A 25,187-nucleotide genomic window follows, 5' to 3' on the forward strand; every position below is an offset into this window, starting at 1 on the left:
TAAAAATACAAATAATCACGAACTTTGTAAAAAGTTAAAACCATGGCCAGAACTCCATCAAATATGCTTGCTTTAGGAACTCAAGCACCAGATTTTTCATTACTTGATACTGTATCAGATTCATTAAAAAACTTAAACGATATTAAGGGAGAAAAAGGTACTGTAATCATGTTTATTTGCAACCATTGTCCGTTTGTTATTCATGTGAATCCCGAAATTATAGCTATTGCAAATACATACAAAGAGAAAGGTTTTGGTTTTGCGGCCATTTCAAGTAACGATGTAGTTAACTACCCTCAGGACAGTCCTGAAAAGATGAAAGCTCATGCTGCTACCGAAGGCTATCCGTTCCCATATTTATACGATGAATCTCAAGATATAGCCAAGGCTTATGATGCTGCTTGCACACCTGATTTTTATGTTTTTGATTCAGAGGACAAATTGGTATATAGAGGACAACTGGATGATTCAAGACCAGAAAATGGTAAACCGCTAAACGGAAACGATTTAAGAGGTGCACTAGACTGCCTTATACAAGGAATAGAATATACCGAAACACAAAAACCAAGTATTGGTTGTAATATAAAATGGAAGGTTTAACCTAAGGTTAATTGCCAAAAGCCTACATCTAACCAAGTCCCAAACTTCTTGCCTACGTGCTTAAAGTGTGCGACTTTGCTAAAACCAAATTTTTCATGAAGTGCGACGCTGGCTTCATTAGGTAGTGTAATGCCTCCCAAGATAACGTGGAAACCAAAATCTTTTAGGTCTGACAACAAACTGTCATACAATCGTGTACCAATCTTTTTACCTTGTACGCCATTTTTAACATAGACAGTAACCTCAACGCTATGTTTATAAGCCGGCTTAGGCCTAAATCTACTTCCGTAGGCATAACCCAAAAGCTCATTTTTTTCCTCAAAAACAATAAAGGGATATTCAGAATTTATCCTATTGACTTTTTCTGTAAAAGCTTTCAGTGATAACGGTTCGTCATCAAAAGTTACTACAGAGTTCAAAACGTAATAATTATAAATATCTAGGAGCTGATGGGTATCTCCTTCTTGAAACGCCCTAATCATTTATAACCAACCTTTACGCTTTAGTAAATTTTCAATATGAGCATAATGGTGATTGCTATGCCAAGCATAGTTACCTACATTATAGGATAACACTACCTCTGAATTCGTTTCTGGGTGAATGAAGCACTTTTTTAAATCCTTTTCAGTCAGTTGTTTTAGTAAATTCACCAACTTATAATGAATGGCTTTAATGTGTTCCAAAGACATTTGAATGGGATCATTTTTACTATCACTCAGTTCTGCCCAGTCTGCTTCATTATACGCTTTAATTAATGGTTTATCTTCAGTCAATGCCCATTTAAAGCGCGTATAACTATGATGATGACTATCGGACACATGATGTACTACCTGTCTTACTGTCCACCCTCCTGGTCTATAAACAGTATCTAGTTGTTCTTTTGTAAGGTGTTTTACAAGAGCTTCAAAACGGATTGGGAACTGCTCTAAAACAGTAATCCAGTTTTTAATATCCGCTTTGGTAATTGGTGATGGACATTCAAATTGTCCTATGGGGTATTTTAATTGTTCTAATTTTAAATCTGTCATAAATCAATTTCTTAGTCTAAACTCGCTTATTTATCTTTCACAAATTTAATAACCTGTTTTCCTTTGTTTGATACCAAACTTAAAAAATATAATCCATTGGATAATGTTTCCAAATTTAAATTATGGTTTCTCTTGGCATTGGTATAGAAATTCGAAATCGATCTACCATTAACATCTAAAATTTCAATTTTACCTGAAATATTTTCTCCAAATTCAATAAACAAATTGTCTTTTGCAGGGTTAGGGTGAACACTAAATAAATCTTTATTTAAAATAAAATTGCTTAATGTTACAGAAGAGGATGCGGTACTTATCACCTCACCACTTAAAGTATTATCTAAAGAATACCCTTTAACTCTAAACCAAATAGTATCTGCGTTGTTTGTACCTGCTCCATTCCATGAAAAAAAAGTGTCTGTCAATCCGCTAGCTATGGGAATAAATGTTGCCTGATTATCAATACTGTACTCTAAATCGTATTTCAAGGGTCTTCCATCATCTGGGTTATTAACTTGCCAGCTAATGTTATTGGACGTATCGTAAACGCCACCATTGGGACTTATAATACTTAAGGACGGATTTTCGTAAGTGTGCAATAATTCTGTAAATCCAACACCAGTAACTGGAGTAGAATTTATTGTACCAGTAATGGTTGTGGCTCCCTCAAAAAACTTAAATGATAATTCTGAGATATCAACTTCAGAATTTTCGTGATTTATAGTGATTATTAGATCTATATTTTTAGACGATGATGTTAAACGCCATTTCTTTGAATAACATCGGAGATTATCAGGAGTGAAAAAATATTCCAACCGTTCAATTTCAAAATCGGATATTGTATACTGGGAACTTTCAGACTCATCAACATAAGCCGATAGTATTCTAAATTTCGAATTTTCTGGAATTGATCTACTAGAATTAAAAATATTCCATAGATTGATATCCGTTCCATTATCTAACTTTATACTAAACCATTCATAATCCTCTCCAGTAAATGGATTGAAACTTCCATACTGACGATCAATCCAAGCTTCTCCTGTTACGTTTTCTGTTACACTTCCCACTCTTAAACTTCCAGTAACCGTGTTTTCGGTTTGCGAATAATAATACGTGTAACTCGAATCACCTTGATCAAATAAGCCATCTCCCCCAACAATTAATGGTCTTTTAACAGTTTCTAAATTGAAATCCATGCTTATATCAGTGCTAGAAGCGCTAATTTCATATTCAAATGGCAGTATTTGTCCGCCCGAATCTTCTTTATTTCTCCAATACTCTGTTCCTGTGGGGAATAAAGAAGCTACAATATTTAACTCAGTTTCAGATAATGTTGCATAATTCAAAGCCTTTGTATCTTGATAAAATGTCCCATCAGATTCATCGGTAACATTTAAAATCCTAAACCCATCAAAATTAAAAATTGATATAGATGTTGGTCTAAAAAAATACGTAAGCATAAAACTGTATTTCTTGTTTGTATCAGTTGTAATGTGACCAGAAACGTACCACCATTCGGTTGTTTCAGCTGAATGTCGTCCTTCATCGACTGGAAATGAGACCAAGCTCCCACCGGAAGGCACATAGGGATAGGTTTTCCAATCTTGTGAATACGTGGTAATACAAACAAAAAATATTAAAACCGATAAAGTAATCTTTAATTTCATAAGCAGATGTTTTAGTAAACAAGTATATTACTTTAGTTTTCTATTTAAAAAAAATCAAGATAACTCGTTCATTTTAAAGCATAAACGGGATTTTAAGTTCTCTGTAAACGAAATAAAACTTATTTGGAATTGGAATTATAAAACTACTTTAAGACTTAAATAACAATATGATCTTCATATATTAATGAATTTGTATGTAACTATTTATTTCAAAAAAAAGCACCTCAAAAATGAGATGCTTTTATACATTTAAAAAATTGTTTTTAGATTACTTCACATTCATCAACTCAACATCAAAAATTAAGGTAGCATTTGGAGGAATAACACCTCCTGCACCTCTACTTCCATAACCTAAATCACTTGGGATAACCAACCTTGCTTTGTCTCCAATATTTAATAATTGAATACCTTCCTCCCACCCTGGGATTACTTGACCAACACCTAAAGGGAAATCAATTGGTTGATTTCTCTTGTAAGATGAATCGAATACTGTGCCATCTGCTAATTGCCCTTTGTAATGCACAGAAACCGTTTTTCCTTTTTCTGCCTTAGCGCCTTCTCCTTTTTGAATAATTTGGTATCTAAGTCCGCTTTCTGTTTTTTCAAAACCAGTAGCAAGTTTATCTAATTCTGCGTCAGCCTTAGCCTTTTCTTCCGCTACTCTTCTTTCTCTAGCACCCTCAAATGTTCTAAAAGCCTCGATGGCATTAAACCCTTCAGCTTCTGCCCCAACTCTTAAGATCTCTAAACTCTCAATAACATCACCTTGTGCAATAGCATCTACAACATCTTGACCTTCTGAAACTTTTCCGAAAACAGTATGGTTATTATCCAACCAAGGTGTTTCTACATGAGTGATAAAAAATTGACTACCGTTGGTACCAGGACCAGCATTGGCCATGGATAATACACCTGGACCATCGTGTTTTAATTCTGGATGGAATTCATCATCAAATTGGTAACCAGGGTTACCGCTTCCAGTACCTTGAGGACAACCACCTTGAATCATAAAATCTGGAATCACTCTATGAAATTTTAATCCGTTATAATAAGGTGTACCTTGAGGTTTAGCCGAGTTTTCTAAATTACCTTCTGCTAAAGCTACGAAGTTACCTACTGTACCTGGTGTTTTTTGATATTCTAAAGACACTAAAATCTCGCCTTTACTTGTATTGAATTTTGCGTATAAACCGTCTTGCATTGTTCTGTTTTTTAAGAAAGTGCAAAGATAAGAATGATAGACGATTTTCAAATGAGGATTGACGAGTTTTTTAATTGTCCTCTATTATAAGCGCTTTTTGTTTAGCTTTAAATTTAGCACAAAACTAACCAATGCCCTGTTTATAGGTTGATAGCTTTTGTTAATTACTACAAGATGTGGATTTATAGTAGCTCTAAATCTATGGCTTCCAATACCAAATATAGGAACAACTCTTAATGTTAACTTATTGAAATCTGTATAAGTAACGACCTCGGTTCCTAAGACAACAATATTATAAAAAAATATACCTGTTATTTTTGGACCAATAGTAAAATTCTCTGTATCCAATCCTATTTCTGTACCTACCCCATATAGAAGACCACCTCCATGCCTTCCGCCATAACTCGTTTTATTAATAGAAAACTCTAAAAGTTTGTAACTCTCCTTTCGAGAATCAGAATCGGAGTAACTATAATTATATCCAACACCAATATTAAGAGATTCATAATGTTCATAATCTCTTAATTCGTTCTCCTGACCATAAGTAAAAAACACAAATCCAGTTAGAAAAAGACTAATACTGAACCTTTGTCTTCTATATTTTTTAATTAGCGACCTCACTAATAAACTTTATGCGGTAGAGGCGTAATTCTTCTTCGTCATAATCACCATCAAACTCTTCTATAGCATCATCTATACCATCTGTTTCAGATTCCATAAAATACTCATGTATTTCTTCTTGTTGATCCTCGTCTAAAATCTCATCTATCCAATAATCGATATTTAATTTAGTTCCAGAATATACAATGGCTTCCATTTGTTTTATAAAATCTTCCATTTCCAATCCCTTAGCAGAGGCTATATCATCTAAAGGTAATTTACGATCTATGTTTTGAATGATATAGAGCTTATTCGCAGAGTTGGTACCGGTAGATTTGACCACCATATCATCAGGACGAACAATATCGTTTTCTTCTACATATTTTGCGATAAGCCCAACAAATTCTTTACCATATTTCTTGGCTTTCCCTTCACCAACACCATGTACATTTCCTAGTTCTTGTAATGAAATGGGATATTTCAATGCCATATCCTCTAGAGAAGGATCCTGAAAAATAACAAATGGAGGTACACCTAATTTCTTAGCATTCTTCTTACGTAAATCCTTGAGCATACGCATTAAGGTATCGTCTGCACTAACACCCCCAGCTTTTGCTGCGGTTATAATATTACCACCATCTTTATCGTCATCATACACATGGTCTTCGGCCATCATGAAAGACACTGGCTTTTCAATAAAACGTCTGCCTTTATCATTTAACTTAATGATACCATAAGTTTCTATATCTTTATTTAGGTATCCGGCAACAAGCACTTGTCTTAAAAGCGCCATCCAATAAAATTTTTCTTTTCCTTTACCTCTTCCAAAAAAGGGTTGTTCATTAGTTTTGTGTGAATTAATCATGGCATTCTCTGTACCTACAATTACATTCACTAAATCTTTAGATTTATATTTTTCGTTAGTGTCATTTATTGTTTCCAGCAATACTAAGACATCTTCTTGAGCTTCTATCTTCTTTTTCGGATGCCTAACGTTATCATCCATATCGCCGCCTTCTCCAGTTTCATTATCGAACGCTTCACCAAAATAATGTAAAATAAACTTCCTTCTGGATATAGAAGTTTCAGCAAATGCAACAACTTCTTGTAACAAGGCATGACCTATTTCCTGTTCGGCTACTGGTTTACCCGACATAAACTTTTCCAGTTTCTCTATATCCTTGTAGGAATAAAACGCAACACAATGGCCTTCACCACCATCGCGTCCAGCACGACCAGTTTCCTGGTAATAACTTTCTATACTTTTTGGAATATCATGATGGATTACAAAACGAACATCGGGTTTATCAATACCCATCCCAAAGGCAATTGTCGCAACTACAACATCTATATCTTCCATGAGGAACATATCCTGATGACTGGATCTTGATTTAGCATCTAATCCTGCGTGATAGGGTACTGCTTTTATGCCATTTACCTGTAAGACCTGAGCAAGTTCTTCTACCCGCTTTCTACTCAAACAGTAAACGATACCAGATTTACCTTCGTTTTGTTTGACAAATCGAATGATGTCGGCATCAACATTTTTTGTTTTTGGTCTTACTTCATAGTATAAATTGGCCCTATTAAATGAGGCTTTAAATGTATTGGCCCCAGTAATACCGAGATTTTTTATTATATCCTCTTGAACTTTAGGAGTAGCTGTGGCAGTTAAGCCAATAATTGGAATACCTTCTCCTATTCTAGAAAAGATATGACGAAGATTTCTATATTCCGGTCTAAAATCGTGTCCCCACTCACTGATACAATGTGCCTCGTCAATAGCCATAAAAGAAACCTTGACCGATCTTAGAAAATCAACATTCTCCTCTTTAGTTAAAGATTCGGGAGCAACATACAGAAGCTTAGTGACACCATTAATAATGTCTTCTTTTACCCGTTTTACTTCAGTTTTATTTAATGACGAATTAAGTACATGAGCAATACCTTCTTCGTTAGAGACACCTCTGATAGCATCTACCTGATTTTTCATTAAGGCAATTAATGGAGAGACCACTATAGCTGTCCCTTCTTGCATCAGCGCAGGCAATTGATAACAAAGCGATTTACCGCCACCTGTTGGCATAATTACAAAGGTATGCTTTCCTGATAAAATACTTTCTACAACATCTTCTTGCAACCCTTTGAATTTATTAAATCCAAAATATTTTTTTAGCGCAGATTGCAAGTCACTTTTTGCTATTAACATGAACAGTACAAATAATAATTAACATTTAAAAACAATCCGCCAAAGTCGAGATGTAAACCTAATAGACAGCAAATTGATTTTAAAATTTCCCCCTTAATGATTCGTTAAATTTCAATCCAGAAAATTTGATTGGTACAGATGAATTCTGCTTTAATCTAAATGAAAAATAACAAGTACAGATAATTTTGTTCAAATGGCTTTTTCGAATCTTCAAATGAAAAAAATCGTGTACTTTTGTAACGAAAATCCAAATTACAATAAAATTTAAATCTGGATAACATTAAAGATAATAAAATCTTTAAAAGGGTCAACTAAAAAGACACAAAATTTGAATAGCAAGAACTCTATTTTACAAATAGCAAAACAGACCATAGAGGCCGAGAGCCAAGCTATTTTTAATCTTTCTAATTTAGTTACAGAAGATTTTGCAGAAGCCGTTAAACTAATATATAATTCCAAAGGGCGAGTTATCATAACAGGGATTGGTAAAAGCGCGATTATAGCCAATAAAATAGTAGCGACATTAAACTCTACTGGTACACCGGCTGTTTTCATGCATGCAGCAGATGCCATTCATGGAGACCTTGGGTTGATTTTAAAAAACGATATTGTAATTTGTATCTCTAAAAGCGGTAACACCCCAGAAATAAAAGTTTTAGTACCCCTTATTAAGAGTGCCAAAAATAAAATTATTGCTATAACTGGTAATAAAAATTCTTACTTGGGTCAACAGGTTGATTATGTTTTAGATGCCTATGTAGATAAGGAGGCTTGCCCGAATAACCTAGCTCCAACGACTAGCACAACTGCCCAATTGGTTATAGGCGATGCGCTTGCTGTTTGCCTCTTGGAAATGCGAGGGTTTTCAAGCAATGATTTTGCAAAATACCATCCCGGAGGCTCTCTAGGCAAGAAACTTTACTTAAGGGTTCAAGACATATCTTCTGTAAACGAGAAACCAAAAGTATCTCCCGACACTAATGTTAAAGATGTTATTGTTGAAATTTCGGAAAAAAGATTGGGCGTTACAGCTGTTGTAGAAAATGATACAATTGTAGGCATAGTAACTGATGGTGATATAAGAAGAATGTTGAGCCACTCTAACGACTTCACTAACTTAAAAGCTAAGGATATCATGAGCGCCAGCCCAAAACGGGTTACAACCCAAACCATGGCTGTTGATGCTCTAGATATTATGGAAAACAATGCCATTTCTCAACTACTTGTTGAAGAAAACGGAAAATATGCTGGGGTTGTCCATTTACATGATCTAATAAAAGAAGGCATTATATAATGGCAAAGAAAAACATAAACGAGATGTCTTTTTTAGACCATCTTGAGGATTTAAGATGGCATTTAATTAGAATATGCATAGCTGTTGTTATAGTGGCCACATTAGCCTTTATTTTCAGCAGATTCATATTTGATGAAATTATTTTTGCTCCTCTAGATATGAGTTTTCCAACGTATGACTTTTTATGTAGAACAGCTACTTTTATTGGTGTAGATACTACATTCTGTAACGAAAAGGTACCCATGATTATCCAAAACAGGACCATGGCTGGGCAATTTTCGGCAGATATTTGGACCGCTATTTTGGGAGGTTTCGTTATTTCCTTTCCTTATGTAATTTATCAACTTTGGAAATTTGTTAGTCCGGGCTTGCATGATAATGAAAGGAAGCATTCTAGAGGCTTTATAATTATTTCCTCTTTATTGTTCTTTATTGGCGTCCTTTTTGGATATTATATCGTAACACCGCTATCAATAAACTTTTTAGCTAATTATAGTGTCTCAACTACCGTAGACAATCAAATTGATATAAGTTCCTATATAGCTTTAGTGCGTTCTTCTGCTCTCGCTTCTGGACTTATATTCGAACTGCCTATTATTATTTATTTCTTTACAAGGATTGGACTAGTAACTCCTGAAATACTTAAAAAATATAGAAAATATGCTTTGGTGGTTGTTTTGATTATGTCGGCAATTATAACACCACCAGATATAGCAAGTCAGGTCATTGTGGCCATTCCTATTTTAATACTCTATCAAGTAAGTATCTATATCTCTAAAGTGGTTGTGAGGAATCAAAAACGAAAGGAAACAGTTAATACTTAGTATTATTTAGCCCAATAATTAATTAAATTTCACGTTATTGCAAATATGATTTTAAGAGCTGAAAATTTAATGAAGTCCTATAACGGACGTAAAGTTGTTAAAGATGTTTCTTTAGAGGTCAATCAGGGAGAAATCGTTGGGTTATTAGGTCCTAATGGTGCTGGTAAAACCACATCGTTTTATATGATTGTTGGGCTTATTAAGCCTAATGGCGGACAAATTTTTTTAGACAACCAAGAAATCACCAATTTCCCGATGTACAAACGTGCTCAAAATGGTATTGGATATTTGGCTCAGGAAGCATCGGTTTTTAGAAAATTAAGTATTGAAGATAATATACTAAGTGTGCTTCAACTTACTAAACTGAGCAAGAAAGAACAGCACCACAAAATGGAGTCTTTAATTGAAGAGTTTAGTTTAGGGCATATTAGAAAAAACCGAGGCGACCTACTTTCTGGTGGTGAGCGAAGACGAACAGAAATTGCTCGTGCTCTGGCTACAGACCCAAATTTCATTTTATTAGATGAACCTTTTGCTGGCGTTGACCCGGTAGCAGTGGAAGATATACAGCGCATTGTAGCACAGCTAACAAAAAAGAATATTGGAATCTTAATTACCGACCACAACGTACAGGAAACCTTGGCAATTACCGATAGAACTTACCTGATGTTTGAAGGCGGTATCTTAAAACATGGTATCCCAGAAGATTTGGCTAATGATGAAATGGTGCGTAAAGTCTACTTAGGCCAAAACTTTGAACTTAGAAAGAAGAAGATTCGGGATTAAAAGACTGTACCTTACAGGAATATCCCTACCCTCCAACTAGAGCAGGAATCCATCATTAAAGAGAAACATTGCCCAATAACATTTCGACTTTTGGCAAGGTAAAACAGACGTTACTTAAGACACTCAAAAACAACACCCCAATAATCTCCTCGAATGGATATTATTTATTCGTCCTTGTTATGTAACTCCTCACGAGCTTCCTGAGCTATTATTTTCTTTTGATAGCGCCCTTGAACTATATCTGTGATAACCAGTACAGCAATAACAAAATAAAAAGTTGTTTTACTCATAGATTCAATTGGATTACCAAAAAGTTCTAGATGCGCTAAATGCCCACCTTCGGTAACCAACATAATGCCAACTATAAAAAGAATAAAGAGCCCTAGTACCTCGTACATTCTGTTCTTGGCTAGAAATGCCGAAATCCTATCGGCTAGAAACAACATCAGCAAACCACTAATTACAATTGCAATGGCCATAACAATGAATGCTGTAGTAGAATTTTCAATTTCACTTGTAAGACCGATGGCTGCTAAAATAGAATCAAATGAAAACACAAGGTTCATTAAAACGATACTTGCTATAACAGCATTAGATGATTTTTTTCCTTTAGTTTTATCTACCCCTTCTACATCATGAGTTAAATCGTGTGTAGCAATCATATGCCAAATTTCTTTTATGGCTGTATAGATAATAAAACCACCTCCAGCTAAGACAATAAGACTGTGCCCGTTGAAAGCGAAATGAGCTACACCATCAACATCACCGGTTAAAAAAGAAAATGGCTCTTGGAAATACCCAATTAAAGATACCAAAACAAAGAGCAATACAATCCGTAACGCTATGGCAATAAGAATACCTACTTTCCTAACTTTCTTTTGATCGTTTTGGGCTGCCTTTTTCGACTCTAAAGAAATATACAATAAGTTGTCAAAACCCAATACAGCCTGCAACATAACAAGCATTAAAAGTGTAAATATAATTCCTAGCATTATGGTTTATTTTGGTGTTAAATTATCTATTACTGACATGATGATATACAATAAAATGACTATTGGAATAGCGGCAAATTTTAATACAATAAGTAAAACTGCGCAAAGCATTACAAAAATATATCGTGTTGCATTCTCTTTAAATCCCCACGTCTTAAATTTTAATGCAAATAACTTTATACCAGAATTTAGTAGCCAACAACTTAAAATTGTTACACCTATTAAAAACCATTTGTTTAAAATAATAGCATTAATTACATCGTTATTTTGAAATTCCAGTATTAATGGAAAAGACACTATCAATAGCGTATTTGCTGGTGTTGGCAAGCCTTTAAAAAAGTTTTGCTGCTCTGTATCTACGTTGAACTTTGCCAAACGATAAGCTGAGGCTAAAGTAATTAACAAACCAAAACAACAAAGCGGGGTAACACCAAATTCAATTTGAGAATTATCCCAATTACCAATTTCAAATTCTACATACTGAAAAAGTTTATACATAATTACCCCAGGCACCAAACCACTAGTAACCACATCTGCCAAAGAATCCAGTTGTAAACCAATATCACTTTGTACATTTAACTTCCTTGCAGCAAAACCATCGAAAAAATCAAAAAAGACACCTAAAAACACAAAAAAAGCTGCAGTAATAAGATTGTCATTTACAGCCAAAATTACAGCAATACTTCCACTAAAAAGATTCATTAATGTTAAAGCATTAGGAATGTATCGCTTCATGTACAAATATAGTTGAAAAGAATTCCTCGATTTTTTATCGAGTTCTATTGTAAAATATAATCTCCACCTTAAAGCTTCATACTAGAATGGTTCTTGGTAGAAATCCAAAATAACAAACAATTTTACTGATATACAAGGATTAAACAATAACTATTATATTTTACAGTTTATAGGGTTATATTTGTAAAAAATTTGCAATTGAAGGTTTTAACTACTGCTTTATTTTTTATTATATCGCTATCCTCTTTCTGCCAAACAACCAGAAAATACTCTAATGAGTTCATGAATATTGGTGTAGATGCGGCTGCTTTAGGGATGAGTGGAGCGGTCACCTCGCATACCTCAGACGTCAATTCGGGTTATTGGAACCCCGCCGGACTTTTAGCTCTGGAAGACAACCAATTGGCATTGATGCATTCAAGCTATTTTGCAAATATTGCCAACTACGATTATGCAGGGTTTGCTATGCCTTTAGATAACACAAGTGCCATAGGTATTTCCTTAATAAGGTTTGCTGTAGATGATATTTTAAACACAACACAATTAATTGACGAACAAGGCAATATTAACTATGACAGAATAAGTCTTTTTTCCACAGCCGATTACGGACTCACCTTTTCATATGCCAGAAAATTACCTGTTCAAGGTTTAAATTACGGAATTAATGCCAAGGTCATCCGTAGAGTTATTGGCGATTTCGCATCGTCTTGGGGATTTGGCTTAGATGCTGGAATTCAGTTTGAAACCAAGAACAATTGGAAATTTGGAATTATGGCCAGAGACATAACCACAACTTTTAACGCTTGGGCCATCGATGAAGCCGAATTCGATACCATAAAAAATGCGGTTGAAGGTCAAAATCAGGAACTTCCGGAAAGTACCGAAATTACCATCCCAAAATTACAAATAGGTATCTCTAAATTATTCGATTTTAATTTCGATTACACCTTACTTGCAGCAGCAAACTTAAATGTAAGATTTGAGGAAAATAACGATGTTATATCAACGTCTTTTGCCAGTATTAACCCTGCTCTTGGTTTTGAATTTGGTTATATCGACATGGTTTACCTTCGAGCCGGTATGGGGAATTTTCAGAATGAATTACAAATTGATAATACCGAACAACTTACATTTCAACCAAGCTTTGGAGTTGGTTTTAAATACAACGGCATTCAAATAGATTATGCTTTTACCGATATTGGTGACCAAAGTATAGCCCTATATTCTAATGTGTTTTCGTTAAAACTCGATTTTAGTATTTTTAGATAATGGCAAAACAATTACTCCTACTCTTTCTAATAATATCATCTTTTGTTTACGGACAAGACATAACACTATCCAACTCCGCTGAAATTAGTGTGTTAACTGTAGGACCGGGAAGTTCTTTAAATGATGCTTTTGGACATAGTGCGTTTAGAGTAAAAGATACAAATAACAACTTGGATGTAGTTTACGGTTATGGAGAATACGATTTTGAAGCACCTAACTTCTATTTAAAATTTGCCCAAGGAAAATTAAATTATCTTTTAAGTAAAGATCAATTTAGCAGGTTTTATCAACGATATGTTTACTATAACCGAACGATAAAAGAACATGTTTTAAACTTATCTCAAAAAGAAAAACAAGATTTATGTAACTATTTAGCCAATAATTATAAACCTGAAAACCGTAGATATTTATATGAGTTCTTTTTTGACAATTGCGCTACTCGGATAAAAGATGTTGTAAACATTGCTACTGAAGACAACATCACATATAATAATCCCGAAGAATTTGAAGCAAAAACCTTTAGATATTTAATTTACGATCATGTGGACAGGAATTCTTGGGGAAGCCTGGGTATTGATATAGCTTTAGGATCTGTTATAGACCGACAGGCGACTCCCGAAGAACATATGTTTTTACCCGAAAATATTTATAAGTTCTTTGAAGTAGCCACCAAGAAAGATGGTTCCGCTCTGGTAAAAAACAGTAACACTATTTTTACCCAAATACCAAGAAAGCCGTCGGATTCGGTTTTTAGTAGTCCGCTTTTCATCTTAGGAATTGTTTCGCTCTTCATTTTATATATTACTTACAAAGACTTTAAAAAGCGAAAGAGAACGATTTGGTTGGATATTGTATTGTTTGCTCTAACTGGTCTAATCGGGATTCTTATTCTTTTACTTTGGTTTGCTACAGACCACAAGGGAACACATCAAAACTATAACTTTCTTTGGGCGTTTGCGTTCAATATTATAATGATTGGGCAACTTTTAAAAAGCAAGCCTAAACAATGGTTTGTCAAATACTTGAAGTTTTTAGTTATCATGCTATGCCTCATGACATTACATTGGATTATTGGTGTTCAAGTGTTTGCTATAGCTCTAATCCCTCTGATGATAGCTATTTTTGTCAGATATGCTTATTTAGTCAATCACTTTTCTTCAAACAAAAGCGTATAACGGATTTTAACCTTTAAAGATGAAAATCAAAACTGCATACTGAAACCTACTGACCTCTGAAAAAAATAACGGTACTAAATGTTTTGATTAAAATATTTATATCTAGAAAAAAACCTCGTCTTTTAATATAGTATAGATCATACTGTAGCTTAAGTAAACTATCATCTACTGAAGACCCATATCTGGTTTTTACTTGGGCCCAACCAGTTAATCCGGGCTTAACAATATGCCTAGTTTCGTAAAAAGGAAGCAGATGCGATAATTCCCTAACAAATTCTGGACGTTCTGGCCTTGGACCAATCAAACTCATATCGCCTTTTAAAATATTAATAAACTGTGGGATTTCATCCAACCTGGTATTTCTCATAAATTTCCCAAATGGTGTAATACGTACATCATTCTTTTTTGCCCATTTCACACCATCTTTTTCAGCATTTTTTATCATAGTGCGATACTTAATGATTTTAAAAAGATGTCCGTTTTTACCTATTCTTTCCTGGGTATATAACAACGGACCTCTATTGGCTATAACATTTCCTAAAAGTATAAATGGTAAAAAAAACAATCCAGATACCAATCCAATCACAGATACCAATACATCAAAAAAACGATTGAAGAACAAGTACATTTTATTATGGTTACTCCTACTAAAAGGGAAGTATTTGTAAAAATCCTTACCTACGAATTGTACGGGGACCCGTTGCGTCATTTCTTCATATACCTGAGTATATTCTTTTATAGGAAAACCACCTTCTAACAACGTTATTAAATCTCGATATAAACTAGAAGTGATATTTTCAGAATTATAAGTTGCTACCACAATTTCCAAAATATTTCTGTCTTTAATGACATGAAAAATTTCTTTAGGACTATATTCCTTAATATCTTTAAACTTTACTTTTTCTTTTCTGTTTCTCTCACAATTAATAAAACCAACAATTCTATAATTGGGATCTGCAGTATTGAAAGCTTTTACAATAGCTTCTATATTAGAATTTTCTCCAACAATTAAAACATTTCTGTAAAATCTAGGAGAGACAATTAACGTAATATAAGCCCAACGCCAAACAAATAATGCAACTAGTATAGAAACATAAAAAAACACTATTTGCAAACGATTTTCAGGAAGAAGAGGTGTAAAAAAAGGTGTTAACAAATAAAAGAGTACCGTTACCGAAGTTGTAAGTATGATACTCGCTAAAATCCTATCTAACTTACTGGATTTTTGTAAATCATAAAGCTCAAAAATAGTACCAAATAAAGAGATGTACAAGACTAAAACAATGGCCCAATGCCAATTATTTTTAGTCAAAATAAAATAGTCAAAAGTAAAAGTATTTCCAACAAAATATAATACACCTAGCACAACTAGTACATCAAAAATACGAAGCAAAACCTTTCGTTCTGAGATGTTAAAGTGTATGTTGGTTTTGGGCATTAATCTTTCTCTTTTGCAATAAATATAATAAGTTTAACTGACTCTGAAGTTTAGGACAAAATTTTAAACCATTGATGTTTGACTACTTCCCAATCAAACAATTCTACTTTTCGTCTTGCATTATTTGTCATTGCCTCTATACTACTTGGTGTGTTCGTGAGGGTTTTAATTGCAAAGAGAAAAGCCTCGACGCTATTAGGTTTGACCAATAACCCGTCAACACCATTCTTAATTAAAAAGGGCATACCTCCAACATCGGTTGAAATTACTGGCAAACCCAAAGCCATGGCTTCGATAACGCTTACGGGTGTATTATCCACGTTGGTCGTATTAATGAAAATGTTATACTCCTTGGAAAGCTCTATCCATTCTTCTTTAGATAATTTACCTGTAAATTTTAGGTCTACATCAAGTACTCTAGCCAAATCTTTAACTTCATTTAAACTGCCATCGTTATCAGGACCAACCATGCAAAGTTCTGCCTTAATGTCTTCATCATTTAACGCTTTAAGGATTTGCACAGCTAAACTTGGATTATAAATATTTGAAAATGAACGCACCCATAACAATTTTACTTTATCAATACTTCTTTGTTTGAATGTATAATTTTTAAGTTCAATGCTATTGGGAATATATTCTAGATTTTTATAACCGGCTTGCTCAAAATTGAACATCAGGTATTTCGATGGTGCCACATTAATATGAGCGTTTTTGAAAATGGCTTTGGATAGCTTGGGTGATTTTTTTAGTCTATCTGGCAGTTGACCACCATGTAAAACAGGTATATACTTAATTTTTAATATCCTACACAACTGACTACACAGATAAGCGTAGTAAAAGTTCAACGTACTGTAAGTATCTATTAAAACATAATTTGAGGTATTCCTGTTAATATAAATATGATATAACATATCCAGTAAACGGATACCAATATTTTTTTTACTCGATGCTGTTATAACGTTAAGACCTTCCTGTTTAAAGTTATCACTCAAAGTATCAATAGTAGTAACCGTTTTATTGGCCAGTTTCAACTTATTACCTATGTAAAGTAGATTCTTCATCGATGGTCTTAAATCTAAGCTCTTATTTGTTCTAACTGCTTTACACCTCTTGGTTTAGTCTCATAAACAATATTCAATAAACATAACCCATAGACAAAAGCAGGCGCAGCTATACGCATGGCAGAATGATTTATAGTTAGTAACCAAAAAGCATAAAAGGAATAGAAAAATATATTAGTCTTATTTTTTAATCGCAGTATCAAAGGTGCAATTAACAAAATCAAAAAAGCTAAAATCCCAAATAAGCCATGCTCTGCCAAAATTCTACTCATTTCGTTATGAGATGCAGCTTCAATTCCTGTTTCGTTATAACGGACTTCTTTAACCTTTCCCACACCTATTCCTAAAAATGGATTATCTATAAACTCTTTAAATTCAAAAGCTAATAGATCTGCCCTTCCTGTAGTAACATCTTCCTTTGATCTTCCTGCGGCATCTTGATTAGCATAGCGTTTATCAATAAATCCGCTCGTTTCTAGAGAACTCACAAACCAAGTAAATAAAATAACTCCTAAAAAAACAAATATCGATAACCTGATACTTAGTTTCTTTTTTCTATTAACCTTTAAGTAGTACAACAGTAAAAACCCTAGAATCATTATGATTGCCGTAAGCACTCCTCCTCTACTAAATGTTACAATAGCTCTAAACCCCATTAGCCCAAGAATCCCCAAGTCTATTAACCTTGTTAATAAAATTTCATTTGACATAAAAAATCGAGTAGTCAAAACAAAAATACCCAGTCCTAGAACAGTTGCTACCTGATTTGGACCAAAACCTCCAGAAGCTGCAAAGTTAGAGGCAGTGCCTGTAACCACAGATTTTATATCTGGCGTAAAAAGAAATAAAAACACCAGCATACTAACCAATGGCAACAAAAATCCCAAAAGGATTATTTTAATTTGATTGAAAGTTATATTTCTTCGATAACAAAATATAGATACTAGCCCTAAACATACCGGACCACTTAAATTAAAGGCAATTGCCTTCCTGATGTTTGTCTCAAATCCCATATCTGAAACTGCCACAAAAATGGCTGGTATCAACAATAAAACATACAAAACATATATTAAGGCTTTACTGGTAAAACTAACGCTAAACATTCCAATCAAAACAAATAGAATAACTAGATATTTGCTAGCTTCATAAAAAAAAGTCCCTCCATTCATTCTTAAGAACACTTCTGCTCCAACCACATAAGCACTTGCCAATAGTACATAAAATGTCTTTTTTTGTTGTGAAACCATTACCACCTTGTAAAGACAGAAAAAAGTTGTAAACAAAAAATAGACAGTAGCCAATGGTTTCACAATAAAAACTGCAAAGCCCAATAAGCCATGAAAAATTAAAAGTTTGAAATATAGAGACAACTTCATTTTAAGTGAAGTTTATATATAGTTATTAATTTATTGACTACAGCAGTTTCAGAATAACTCTCAGTAACTTTTTCAAACAAACGTATTGCATTTTGAGTTCGTAGTCTTTTGTCGCTAATATATTTAATTATAGCCTCCTTTAAGGCTCCAATATCCTCTTTATTTATAAGTAATCCTTCTTTGAGAGAAGAGACTACCTTAATACAATCGCCTACATTAGTTACTACGACTGGTAATTTTGCAAAACCATATTCTAATAAAGCTATGGGTAAGCCCTCTGATTTAGAAGACAGAACACCAATATCACATGTTTTGAGGATATTTGATATATCCTGTTTACTACCATAAAAATACACACTGCTATTTAGTTGCAATTCACTTACCAAAAATTTCAAAGATTTGCTGTACTCATCTTCAAAATCTTTACCAACACAATGCAATGTCCAATCAGGATAAACTTTAATTACTTCTTTAAAGGCCTTCAACAAAGTTTTATGATCCTTTTGGGGTCTTAAATTCGCTAAGTGAATAATTCTCATCCCAGCTTCCCCGCTCAACCTTGTAACAGGTTTATTGTTATCAGGTAATGCAAAATTCGGTAGATAATCTATATAATTACAGTTAAGTTTGGTTTCTGCCCAGACTTTTAGTTTAGTATTCACACTTAAAACATGAGAAAAAAATCTGGAAGTAACAGGTAAAACCCCTGATTTTCTATGATTTATAAACTCACTGTTACCATAATGATCATGCCAAATAATTTTAACTTTAGGGTAAAGCAACTTGATTAAAACTGCCAAAAAGAAAGAACTGGAATGTGCATGAATCAAATCTATCTCATTGACTCTGATAAAAGTTTTTAATTTTTTGATAGCTTTAAAATCTATTCTTCTGTTCTTATCAAGAAATAAGTATTCAACGTTATCACTAATACTATCTTTTAAAATTCCTTCTTTCCGAGTAGCGCATAAATAGGATTTATCAATTCTATTCGATAATGCATTAGCCGTATTAACCGCAACTCGTTCAGTTCCTCCAACATCCAAAGAATCCACTAATTGAAGTACCTTCATATTAATTCAGAAGTTTTTTTATTTCAGATTCAAATACGTCTAAAGTATAATTCTGAGACCATTGTGCAGCCAAAACGGAGATTTCACTTAAATCGTTACCCCTATTTAGGTAATTAATAATACGCTTTACAGCCATATCTTTATTGGGCTCAATTAGAATCCCTCTTTTTCCCTCATTTAACATAAATGGCACACAAGATACTCTGGTAGAGATAGGGATAACTCCAAAAAACATGGCTTCTGCAATAACTTTAGGCCAACCTTCAGACTTTGATGGTAAAATCAAAAAATGAGCTTGTTTCAAGGCTTCTTTTATTTCTCGCTTTTGTTTGTTACCATGGATTGTAATAAATTCATCCAACTGGTTATCAGCAATATAATCTTGTAACTGTTTCTTTAAAACTCCATCTCCATAGAAGTCTAACGTAACATTTTCAACATCTCTTTTTAATAGTTCAATTATTTTTATTGTCAATAACGGTCGTTTACCCTCTACAAGACTACCCATAAAAACAAACTTCAAATTGTTGGAATAATCTCGTTTTTTTATTGGTTCTATCTCATTTTTAAAATAAGTAGCTGTGAAAAAGGATTTAATGTTTTTGGTCTGATTTTCCCAACTGCCATACACTAAAACATGTATATTCTTTGTTAAAAAAGTATTGCTTAAAATACGTTTCTGAATCTTGTAACTTAGCGGTTGTTTGGAATTAGGGTCCCAATTACCAGCATATTTGGCCGTTTTTATTTTAGAAGGAAATAACATTTGAACAAAACAACCTATCAAACCAATGTTTCCTGGACACCTCAAATGAATATGATCTGCTTTTCTACAGGCTTGAAATATTTTAAGGAAAATTAATGGTAGTTTTAAAATTGAGTTCAAAACCTTTTTAAGAGAAATAAATGCAATTTCAGGTATCTTTACAAAAGTTAAATTTTTATGTGCATAGGCTATATCTATATTAGAAAATTCTTCATTGCATAATGGAGCAACTACAGTTACATTGTCTACATGCTTAAACCATAAATTCATCTCCCTTACGTAGGGCGCATAACCATAAAAGTCATTTCCTGTTTTTTTATGTACAACGTGTGTAATTATTAAAAAACTCATGATTCAACCTTAGGCTTATTAAAAATCAAAGAAAACCAGCCTACTATACGCCCAATAGTTTCGGTAAAAGCCTCACTACTTTTTTTCGGGTTACGATTAAATACATTTGTAAATCTTATTATGGTTAACATAAGTGCAGTAGCATTCCATTTCAGCCTTGATTTTAAATTTGGTGAGGGATACTTAACCCTCCAAACATACCAGCCATTTCTTAGCACCATTTTACCATAACTAAACTGGTCGGGTCTTCCAGAAACATCATGATGATGTTCTAATTGGGCACCAGTATTAATATACAAGAATCCTCTTTTCGCAATTCGTAATGAAAAATCGGCATCTTCATACAAACCATATCCTTCAAAGTAGGGCGAAAACTTTAAAGTTTCAAAAACTTCCCTTTTGAAACTTGAAACACCACCCATTAACTGTTCAACTTGGTAAATTTTCCCAGTTGGCGGCAAAAAACTAACCGAACGCCCATGAGAAAAACTAGGCATAAAACCAGGAGCAACATCAGGCAGCAACCCCAAAAAGCGTCTGATTTTAAACCTTGAAGGTTCATTACGTATAAAATCATCAAAATAAAATTTTGACTTATCGTTTTTACCTTCTGATTGCTCCCAAACTACTTCATTTGTTACATAACCCCCAACCGCCAAAGCATCTAATTTTTTATCATAGGTTGATAGCAAAACTTCAAAATAATCAGGCCTTAACACGGTATCATCATCTAAAAAACAAATGATTTCTGTTGTCTTCGAAACCAAACTAATACCGTAATTACGTTGTTTTGTCAGTCCTCTATATCTATCCTCTACCTTGAAATATTTTAAATTTTTAAATTTGTGTGTTTCTAATTCTAGTTTAGTATCATCATTTATAGAGCCATCAACAATTAAAATTTCATTTGGATATAAAGTTTGTAAATTAACAGAACCCAACAATTTCAGCAAAACTTTTGGTCTCAAGTATGTGCATATAATAAGTGAAAACCTCATATTATTCAGTTCGCTTTCCTAAAGCCAATAATTTCTTAGCATAAAAAACAGATTTATTAAACTGTAATAATCTTTTAGGGAGTTTAATTAATCTCAACAACAATTCAACCTTTGGAGCTTTAGAAAAATAGAATACAAAATACTTTATTTTGTACTCTCTTCGTTGCTTTACTGTATAATGTTTGAAAAATTGATACATGATTGTTGGACTTGGCACTGGTACAATACGTTTAACCGGAGTATCTAATTCCCATGGTTGTTTTTTCCTTTTCTTTCCCTTAATTCTAGATTGCGTTCCCCAAAACCTATAACCTCCAATTGGTGGTTTTAAATGTAAATTAACGGAAAAAGGATTATGCAATACCGTTACTCCTAATTTTGTAATCGATAAACCAAAATCACTATCTTCACCATAACCTCCATCATAATTTATATCATTTCCAATTAACTTATCAACCACATCTTTAGATACGCAAGAATTAGCATTACTAAATGATTGAGCAGCCCCAACCTTCCAACGTTCATCGCCTAATTCTTTCAATTTAAAATCTAAATCGGTTAAATCTTGCTCCTGATAATCTGCTCTAATATCCAAACCATTACAGGCTTTAGCTTTGTACGTTTGTAATAACCTTATGTGATTTTCAATAAACTCAGGTTGAATTCTTATATCGTCATCTCCAAAAACAATGTAATCTCCACTACATAATTCTATGGCCTCATTTCTTGCCCTACAACTTCCTTTTGTGGTTTGCCATTTAAAAACTACATTGAAAGAATAGTTTTCATCATTATATAAAGACTCATCTCTTTTATCTTTAGGAGTTGCATCAACAACTACAACTTCAAACGGTTTATAAGTTTGATTTTCTAAATCATTCAACAGATTTAAAGTAAACTCCTGACGCAACATGGTTGGTATAATGTAACTAACTTTTGGAGTACCTTCAATTGGATTAATTTTTCTAGGTTTTAATTGTACTTTTTTACTCTTAAACTTATAATTACTATTGGCAAATCTGTATCCGCTAATTTCCTTTAACTTCCAAAATCCACGTCTAAAAAGCATATAAATACTATGAGATTTTTTGAAGTTTTTTTTATAAAATGTATAAATATCTTTTGTCGATATTTTTATATTTTCTTTAGATGATTCAAACAGACCTTTTACATATAACGGAATAGCACCTTGATAACGCAATGAATTAAACCCTAAATCCATAGCAGATGTTTGAATATTTTCATAATCAAGATCAAACCCTTTGAAAGTTTCCCAAACATGTTTTCTAATGGCAAAGGCTTTGGGGTTTATTCTCCAGCTTACACAATGGTCAAGATTATCAAAATCATTGGCATACCAGAAATACACTACGGTTTGGTAAACTATTTCTGGAAAAGCATTTTTATAACCTTGGTCTAAACTACTATGCCACACATCTCCTTCACCTAATGAAAGTTCATCAAGCAAGATTAAATTAGGGTTTCCTTTATAAAGAATAGCTTCTCCGTTTGGTGTTATATGTTCTTTAAATTCCATTAAACCTCTAATACTTTTTTATAAAATTCAATAGAACGCTTTGCAACCAAATTATGGTTGAACCTACTTCTAACTTTCTCTCTTGCAGCTTTTCCAAACTGTTCTTGTTTCGTGACATCATACAAAAGTTCTAATATCCTACTCGAATAATTCTCATGATTTGTTGGATGTACTAAAAACCCCTCTTTCCCATCATCAATCATTTCTCTTGCCCACCCAATATTTGATGCCACTATAGCTTTCTCCATAGCCATAGCTTCTAACCATGATACAGGAAGTGCTTCGGCAAAAGTAGGAAACACACAAACCGTTGCTTCTTTTATTAAATCCTGAATTTTGGAATAACTTACTGGACCAAGATAATTAACTTTTGCAATAGCTTCTTTACTAAATAAAGGCTTTATAAGCTTCCACGTTGAAGAAGATTCTGTTTTTATATCTCCGCTATCTTTCCCAACCAATACTAATTCCACCTCTTGATTTTCCTTATTTACTAAGTTGAATATTTTGGGTAATTCAAATAGTCCTTTTTTTCTAATTAGGGTACCAAAATAAAGAATACTCAATTTAGTATTCATTGATTTTTGTGGTTTAAACAATTCAGCATCAATACTATTTGGGATTACAGTAAAATCTCTTTCAAGCCCGAATAGTTCATTCGTTAAATTTCCCGTAAATGCACTTACGCTAATAACACCACTTGCATTTTTTAAAGCTCTTTTTTCTAAGAACTTATTTTTGTATTTAACCTTACGGCTATCTAAATAACAAAAATAGGTGTCACTTCCATTTTGCCTTATAACTAAGGGACATTGTGGTTTTATAAAAGACGTAAATCCCGTCCAATCTGGAGCTTCAACAATATCAATTTCACCAGATTTATATAATGAGTTTATTAATTGTTCAACCTTCTTTTGAGTTAAAATAAGTGATAGCCCTTTAATTTTAATATTTTTAATTTTATAAAAACTAATATTGTTTTCTTTGAAAGACTCATCTTTATCTTGACCATAAATTAGTAAAGTAACTTGATGTCTTAAATCAGTCAATGCAGCGGCTAAATTAAAAATACTTGTTCCAATGCCTCCAGACTTACCAGTTTTAGTATGAGGGTATTCTGGCGTTAAAAATGCTATCTTCATTATGCCAACAATTTCATATAATTTACTACCATTAAATCTATTGAATATTTGCTTTCTATCAATGTTCTTGTATTCGTTTTTATTCCAATTTCTCCTAAAAATATCGCCTCAATAATCTCTCTTAATTTCTTGGTATCTCTAGGCTCAAAAATATATCCATTTTCATTATTAGTTACAACCTCTTCATTCCCTCCAACGTTAGTGGTTATTACTGGCACATTTGCTGCTAAACTTTCAAGAATTGATAAGCTAAAACACTCCATATGTGTAGGTTGTAACATATAATCATATTGATGATAAATTTCATTTAGATTAGATACGCTTCCTTTAAAAGTAAATACGTTGTTTAATGATAGTAAGTTCACTTTAGCTTTAAGCTCATCTTCATATGGACCTTCACCATATAAATCTATTATTAATTTATCTCTAACAAAATCGGGCAACCCTTTTACAGCCTCTATTAAATCTTGAACACCTTTTGATTCTCTTAGATGCGATGCCACCACAAACTTTGGAAACTTTTCTTTTCTATTAGAATTAAATCTAATTTGATTAATAATAATTCCATTATAAATAACAGAAGTTTTAGAGTTTAAATGATTTCCAAAATCTTTTAAAACTTCAGTTGCAGTATATTGTGAAACACCAATAAACTGGTCTATACATTTTGAATATAAAAAACCTTTAATTCTCTTTTTTAATTTCTTTTTTAAAGGATAACCTCTTAATGGTCTTGGATTATGGTCTATTGCAACAATTTTAGCACCGGTTTTCTCTTTAAGCTTGCAATAAAACGATGTACAAAGCTCAACAAAATGAGTAAAGACTAAATCATATGTATTTTCAATTTTATTAATAACCGAAATTTCAAAGGACACATCAGATCCGGAAGCAACAATATGAAAGTCTGAATATCTACCATGATTGGAATAGTTTGGAAAGAACCAGCGAACATCAATATTATTCTCTTTGCATTTTTTATCAAAAACCCAAAAGAAATAGTCCATTCCTCCAACTCGATCCTCTAGAAGCTCATAGTTACAAATTACAGCTATTCTTTGAGTCATT

General features: G+C 33.2%; 23 protein-coding genes. 6 read left to right on the forward strand and 17 right to left on the reverse strand.

Annotated elements, in window-relative coordinates; translation table 11 throughout:
- Nucleotides 1-42 precede the first annotated feature (42 nt).
- A complete protein-coding gene (locus tag M0214_RS00215; RefSeq protein WP_248723470.1) occupies nucleotides 43-600 on the forward strand; it encodes a thioredoxin family protein in 558 nt (185 codons plus the stop codon).
- Here M0214_RS00215 and M0214_RS00220 read toward each other — a convergent pair.
- The 6 genes from M0214_RS00220 to M0214_RS00245 all read right to left on the reverse strand — a co-directional run bounded on the left by M0214_RS00220 (nucleotide 597) and on the right by M0214_RS00245 (nucleotide 7,302).
- Nucleotides 597-1,082, reverse strand: a complete 486-nt coding sequence (locus M0214_RS00220; RefSeq protein WP_248723471.1) for a GNAT family N-acetyltransferase — start codon at nucleotides 1,080-1,082, stop codon at nucleotides 597-599. The two genes, M0214_RS00215 and M0214_RS00220, sit on opposite strands and share 4 nt — an antisense overlap.
- Complete coding sequence (locus tag M0214_RS00225) at nucleotides 1,083-1,628, reverse strand: YfiT family bacillithiol transferase (protein WP_248723472.1); 546 nt, start codon at nucleotides 1,626-1,628, stop codon at nucleotides 1,083-1,085.
- 26 nt (nucleotides 1,629-1,654) lie between these two features.
- A complete protein-coding gene (locus M0214_RS00230) occupies nucleotides 1,655-3,292 on the reverse strand; it encodes a lipocalin-like domain-containing protein (RefSeq protein WP_248723473.1) in 1,638 nt (545 codons plus the stop codon).
- A 268-nt stretch (nucleotides 3,293-3,560) separates the two neighbouring features.
- Nucleotides 3,561-4,493: a peptidylprolyl isomerase gene (locus tag M0214_RS00235; RefSeq protein WP_248723474.1), complete on the reverse strand. Its 933-nt coding sequence runs from the start codon at nucleotides 4,491-4,493 to the stop codon at nucleotides 3,561-3,563.
- A gap of 84 nt (nucleotides 4,494-4,577) precedes the next feature.
- Nucleotides 4,578-5,048 (reverse strand): hypothetical protein, encoded by a 471-nt coding sequence (locus M0214_RS00240; protein WP_248723475.1) that lies wholly within the window; start codon nucleotides 5,046-5,048, stop codon nucleotides 4,578-4,580.
- A 49-nt stretch (nucleotides 5,049-5,097) separates the two neighbouring features.
- On the reverse strand, nucleotides 5,098-7,302 hold the full coding sequence (locus M0214_RS00245; RefSeq protein WP_248723476.1) for an ATP-dependent DNA helicase RecQ: 2,205 nt from the start codon (nucleotides 7,300-7,302) through the stop codon (nucleotides 5,098-5,100).
- A 328-nt stretch (nucleotides 7,303-7,630) separates the two neighbouring features.
- Between M0214_RS00245 and M0214_RS00250 the strand changes: the two genes are divergently transcribed.
- The 3 genes from M0214_RS00250 to lptB are packed head-to-tail and all read left to right on the forward strand — an operon-like array spanning nucleotide 7,631 to nucleotide 10,206.
- Entirely contained in the window at nucleotides 7,631-8,596 is a 966-nt protein-coding gene (locus M0214_RS00250) for an SIS domain-containing protein (RefSeq protein ID WP_248723477.1), read from the forward strand.
- Nucleotides 8,596-9,420, forward strand: a complete 825-nt coding sequence (gene tatC / locus M0214_RS00255; RefSeq protein WP_248723478.1) for a twin-arginine translocase subunit TatC — start codon at nucleotides 8,596-8,598, stop codon at nucleotides 9,418-9,420. Before M0214_RS00250 ends, tatC begins: the two co-directional genes overlap by 1 nt.
- A gap of 45 nt (nucleotides 9,421-9,465) precedes the next feature.
- Nucleotides 9,466-10,206: an LPS export ABC transporter ATP-binding protein gene (lptB, locus tag M0214_RS00260; RefSeq protein WP_248723479.1), complete on the forward strand. Its 741-nt coding sequence runs from the start codon at nucleotides 9,466-9,468 to the stop codon at nucleotides 10,204-10,206.
- 164 nt (nucleotides 10,207-10,370) lie between these two features.
- Here lptB and M0214_RS00265 read toward each other — a convergent pair whose 3' ends face one another.
- A complete protein-coding gene (locus tag M0214_RS00265; RefSeq protein ID WP_248723480.1) occupies nucleotides 10,371-11,198 on the reverse strand; it encodes a TerC family protein in 828 nt (275 codons plus the stop codon).
- Between the two features lie 6 nt (nucleotides 11,199-11,204).
- Nucleotides 11,205-11,933: a phosphatidylcholine/phosphatidylserine synthase gene (locus M0214_RS00270; protein ID WP_248723481.1), complete on the reverse strand. Its 729-nt coding sequence runs from the start codon at nucleotides 11,931-11,933 to the stop codon at nucleotides 11,205-11,207.
- 282 nt (nucleotides 11,934-12,215) lie between these two features.
- Between M0214_RS00270 and M0214_RS00275 the strand changes: the two genes are divergently transcribed.
- The gene (locus M0214_RS00275; protein WP_248724981.1) at nucleotides 12,216-13,202 is read left to right on the forward strand and encodes a PorV/PorQ family protein; all 987 of its coding nucleotides are present in this window, start codon (nucleotides 12,216-12,218) and stop codon (nucleotides 13,200-13,202) included.
- Nucleotides 13,202-14,377, forward strand: a complete 1,176-nt coding sequence (locus tag M0214_RS00280) for a DUF4105 domain-containing protein (protein WP_248723482.1) — start codon at nucleotides 13,202-13,204, stop codon at nucleotides 14,375-14,377. The genes M0214_RS00275 and M0214_RS00280 overlap by 1 nt, the downstream gene beginning before the upstream one ends.
- Nucleotides 14,378-14,423: 46 nt before the next feature.
- On the opposite strand, the gene M0214_RS00285 is transcribed toward M0214_RS00280, so the two are convergent.
- The 9 genes from M0214_RS00285 to M0214_RS00325 form a co-directional block, all read right to left on the reverse strand.
- The gene (locus M0214_RS00285) at nucleotides 14,424-15,815 is read right to left on the reverse strand and encodes a sugar transferase (protein WP_248723483.1); all 1,392 of its coding nucleotides are present in this window, start codon (nucleotides 15,813-15,815) and stop codon (nucleotides 14,424-14,426) included.
- A 50-nt stretch (nucleotides 15,816-15,865) separates the two neighbouring features.
- Nucleotides 15,866-16,876 (reverse strand): glycosyltransferase family 4 protein, encoded by a 1,011-nt coding sequence (locus M0214_RS00290; protein ID WP_248723484.1) that lies wholly within the window; start codon nucleotides 16,874-16,876, stop codon nucleotides 15,866-15,868.
- A 14-nt stretch (nucleotides 16,877-16,890) separates the two neighbouring features.
- Nucleotides 16,891-18,123: an O-antigen ligase gene (locus M0214_RS00295; protein WP_248723485.1), complete on the reverse strand. Its 1,233-nt coding sequence runs from the start codon at nucleotides 18,121-18,123 to the stop codon at nucleotides 16,891-16,893.
- Nucleotides 18,124-18,248: 125 nt separating this feature from the next.
- Nucleotides 18,249-19,325 (reverse strand): glycosyltransferase, encoded by a 1,077-nt coding sequence (locus M0214_RS00300; RefSeq protein ID WP_248723486.1) that lies wholly within the window; start codon nucleotides 19,323-19,325, stop codon nucleotides 18,249-18,251.
- Nucleotide 19,326: 1 nt separating this feature from the next.
- Nucleotides 19,327-20,442, reverse strand: coding sequence for a glycosyltransferase family 4 protein (locus M0214_RS00305; protein WP_248723487.1), 1,116 nt, complete (start codon nucleotides 20,440-20,442; stop codon nucleotides 19,327-19,329).
- On the reverse strand, nucleotides 20,439-21,440 hold the full coding sequence (locus M0214_RS00310; protein WP_248723488.1) for a glycosyltransferase family 2 protein: 1,002 nt from the start codon (nucleotides 21,438-21,440) through the stop codon (nucleotides 20,439-20,441). The genes M0214_RS00305 and M0214_RS00310 overlap by 4 nt, the downstream gene beginning before the upstream one ends.
- A gap of 1 nt (nucleotide 21,441) precedes the next feature.
- Nucleotides 21,442-22,977: a glycosyltransferase family 2 protein gene (locus M0214_RS00315; RefSeq protein WP_248723489.1), complete on the reverse strand. Its 1,536-nt coding sequence runs from the start codon at nucleotides 22,975-22,977 to the stop codon at nucleotides 21,442-21,444.
- Complete coding sequence (locus tag M0214_RS00320) at nucleotides 22,977-24,119, reverse strand: glycosyltransferase family 4 protein (RefSeq protein WP_248723490.1); 1,143 nt, start codon at nucleotides 24,117-24,119, stop codon at nucleotides 22,977-22,979. The genes M0214_RS00315 and M0214_RS00320 overlap by 1 nt, the downstream gene beginning before the upstream one ends.
- Complete coding sequence (locus M0214_RS00325; RefSeq protein ID WP_248723491.1) at nucleotides 24,119-25,186, reverse strand: glycosyltransferase family 4 protein; 1,068 nt, start codon at nucleotides 25,184-25,186, stop codon at nucleotides 24,119-24,121. Before M0214_RS00325 ends, M0214_RS00320 begins: the two co-directional genes overlap by 1 nt.
- Nucleotide 25,187: the final 1 nt, after the last annotated feature.

Source organism: Seonamhaeicola sp. ML3 (assembly GCF_023273855.1).
Lineage (GTDB): Bacteria > Bacteroidota > Bacteroidia > Flavobacteriales > Flavobacteriaceae > Seonamhaeicola.

Bases quoted from the DNA above. Each gene is read 5' to 3' on its own strand.
- M0214_RS00300 (WP_248723486.1), bottom strand. From the start codon at position 19,325: ATGAAGGTACTTCAATTAGTGGATTCTTTGGATGTTGGAGGAACTGAA.
- M0214_RS00265 (WP_248723480.1), bottom strand. From the start codon at position 11,198: ATGCTAGGAATTATATTTACACTTTTAATGCTTGTTATGTTGCAGGCT.
- M0214_RS00230 (WP_248723473.1), bottom strand. From the start codon at position 3,292: ATGAAATTAAAGATTACTTTATCGGTTTTAATATTTTTTGTTTGTATT.
- tatC (WP_248723478.1), top strand. From the start codon at position 8,596: ATGGCAAAGAAAAACATAAACGAGATGTCTTTTTTAGACCATCTTGAG.
- M0214_RS00215 (WP_248723470.1), top strand. From the start codon at position 43: ATGGCCAGAACTCCATCAAATATGCTTGCTTTAGGAACTCAAGCACCA.
- M0214_RS00315 (WP_248723489.1), bottom strand. From the start codon at position 22,977: ATGGAATTTAAAGAACATATAACACCAAACGGAGAAGCTATTCTTTAT.
- M0214_RS00295 (WP_248723485.1), bottom strand. From the start codon at position 18,123: ATGGTTTCACAACAAAAAAAGACATTTTATGTACTATTGGCAAGTGCT.
- M0214_RS00320 (WP_248723490.1), bottom strand. From the start codon at position 24,119: ATGAAGATAGCATTTTTAACGCCAGAATACCCTCATACTAAAACTGGT.
- M0214_RS00325 (WP_248723491.1), bottom strand. From the start codon at position 25,186: ATGACTCAAAGAATAGCTGTAATTTGTAACTATGAGCTTCTAGAGGAT.
- M0214_RS00225 (WP_248723472.1), bottom strand. From the start codon at position 1,628: ATGACAGATTTAAAATTAGAACAATTAAAATACCCCATAGGACAATTT.
- M0214_RS00270 (WP_248723481.1), bottom strand. From the start codon at position 11,933: ATGAAGCGATACATTCCTAATGCTTTAACATTAATGAATCTTTTTAGT.
- M0214_RS00245 (WP_248723476.1), bottom strand. From the start codon at position 7,302: ATGTTAATAGCAAAAAGTGACTTGCAATCTGCGCTAAAAAAATATTTT.
- M0214_RS00290 (WP_248723484.1), bottom strand. From the start codon at position 16,876: ATGAAGAATCTACTTTACATAGGTAATAAGTTGAAACTGGCCAATAAA.
- M0214_RS00280 (WP_248723482.1), top strand. From the start codon at position 13,202: ATGGCAAAACAATTACTCCTACTCTTTCTAATAATATCATCTTTTGTT.
- M0214_RS00310 (WP_248723488.1), bottom strand. From the start codon at position 21,440: ATGAGGTTTTCACTTATTATATGCACATACTTGAGACCAAAAGTTTTG.
- M0214_RS00235 (WP_248723474.1), bottom strand. From the start codon at position 4,493: ATGCAAGACGGTTTATACGCAAAATTCAATACAAGTAAAGGCGAGATT.
- M0214_RS00275 (WP_248724981.1), top strand. From the start codon at position 12,216: ATGAATATTGGTGTAGATGCGGCTGCTTTAGGGATGAGTGGAGCGGTC.
- M0214_RS00285 (WP_248723483.1), bottom strand. From the start codon at position 15,815: ATGCCCAAAACCAACATACACTTTAACATCTCAGAACGAAAGGTTTTG.
- lptB (WP_248723479.1), top strand. From the start codon at position 9,466: ATGATTTTAAGAGCTGAAAATTTAATGAAGTCCTATAACGGACGTAAA.
- M0214_RS00305 (WP_248723487.1), bottom strand. From the start codon at position 20,442: ATGAGTTTTTTAATAATTACACACGTTGTACATAAAAAAACAGGAAAT.
- M0214_RS00220 (WP_248723471.1), bottom strand. From the start codon at position 1,082: ATGATTAGGGCGTTTCAAGAAGGAGATACCCATCAGCTCCTAGATATT.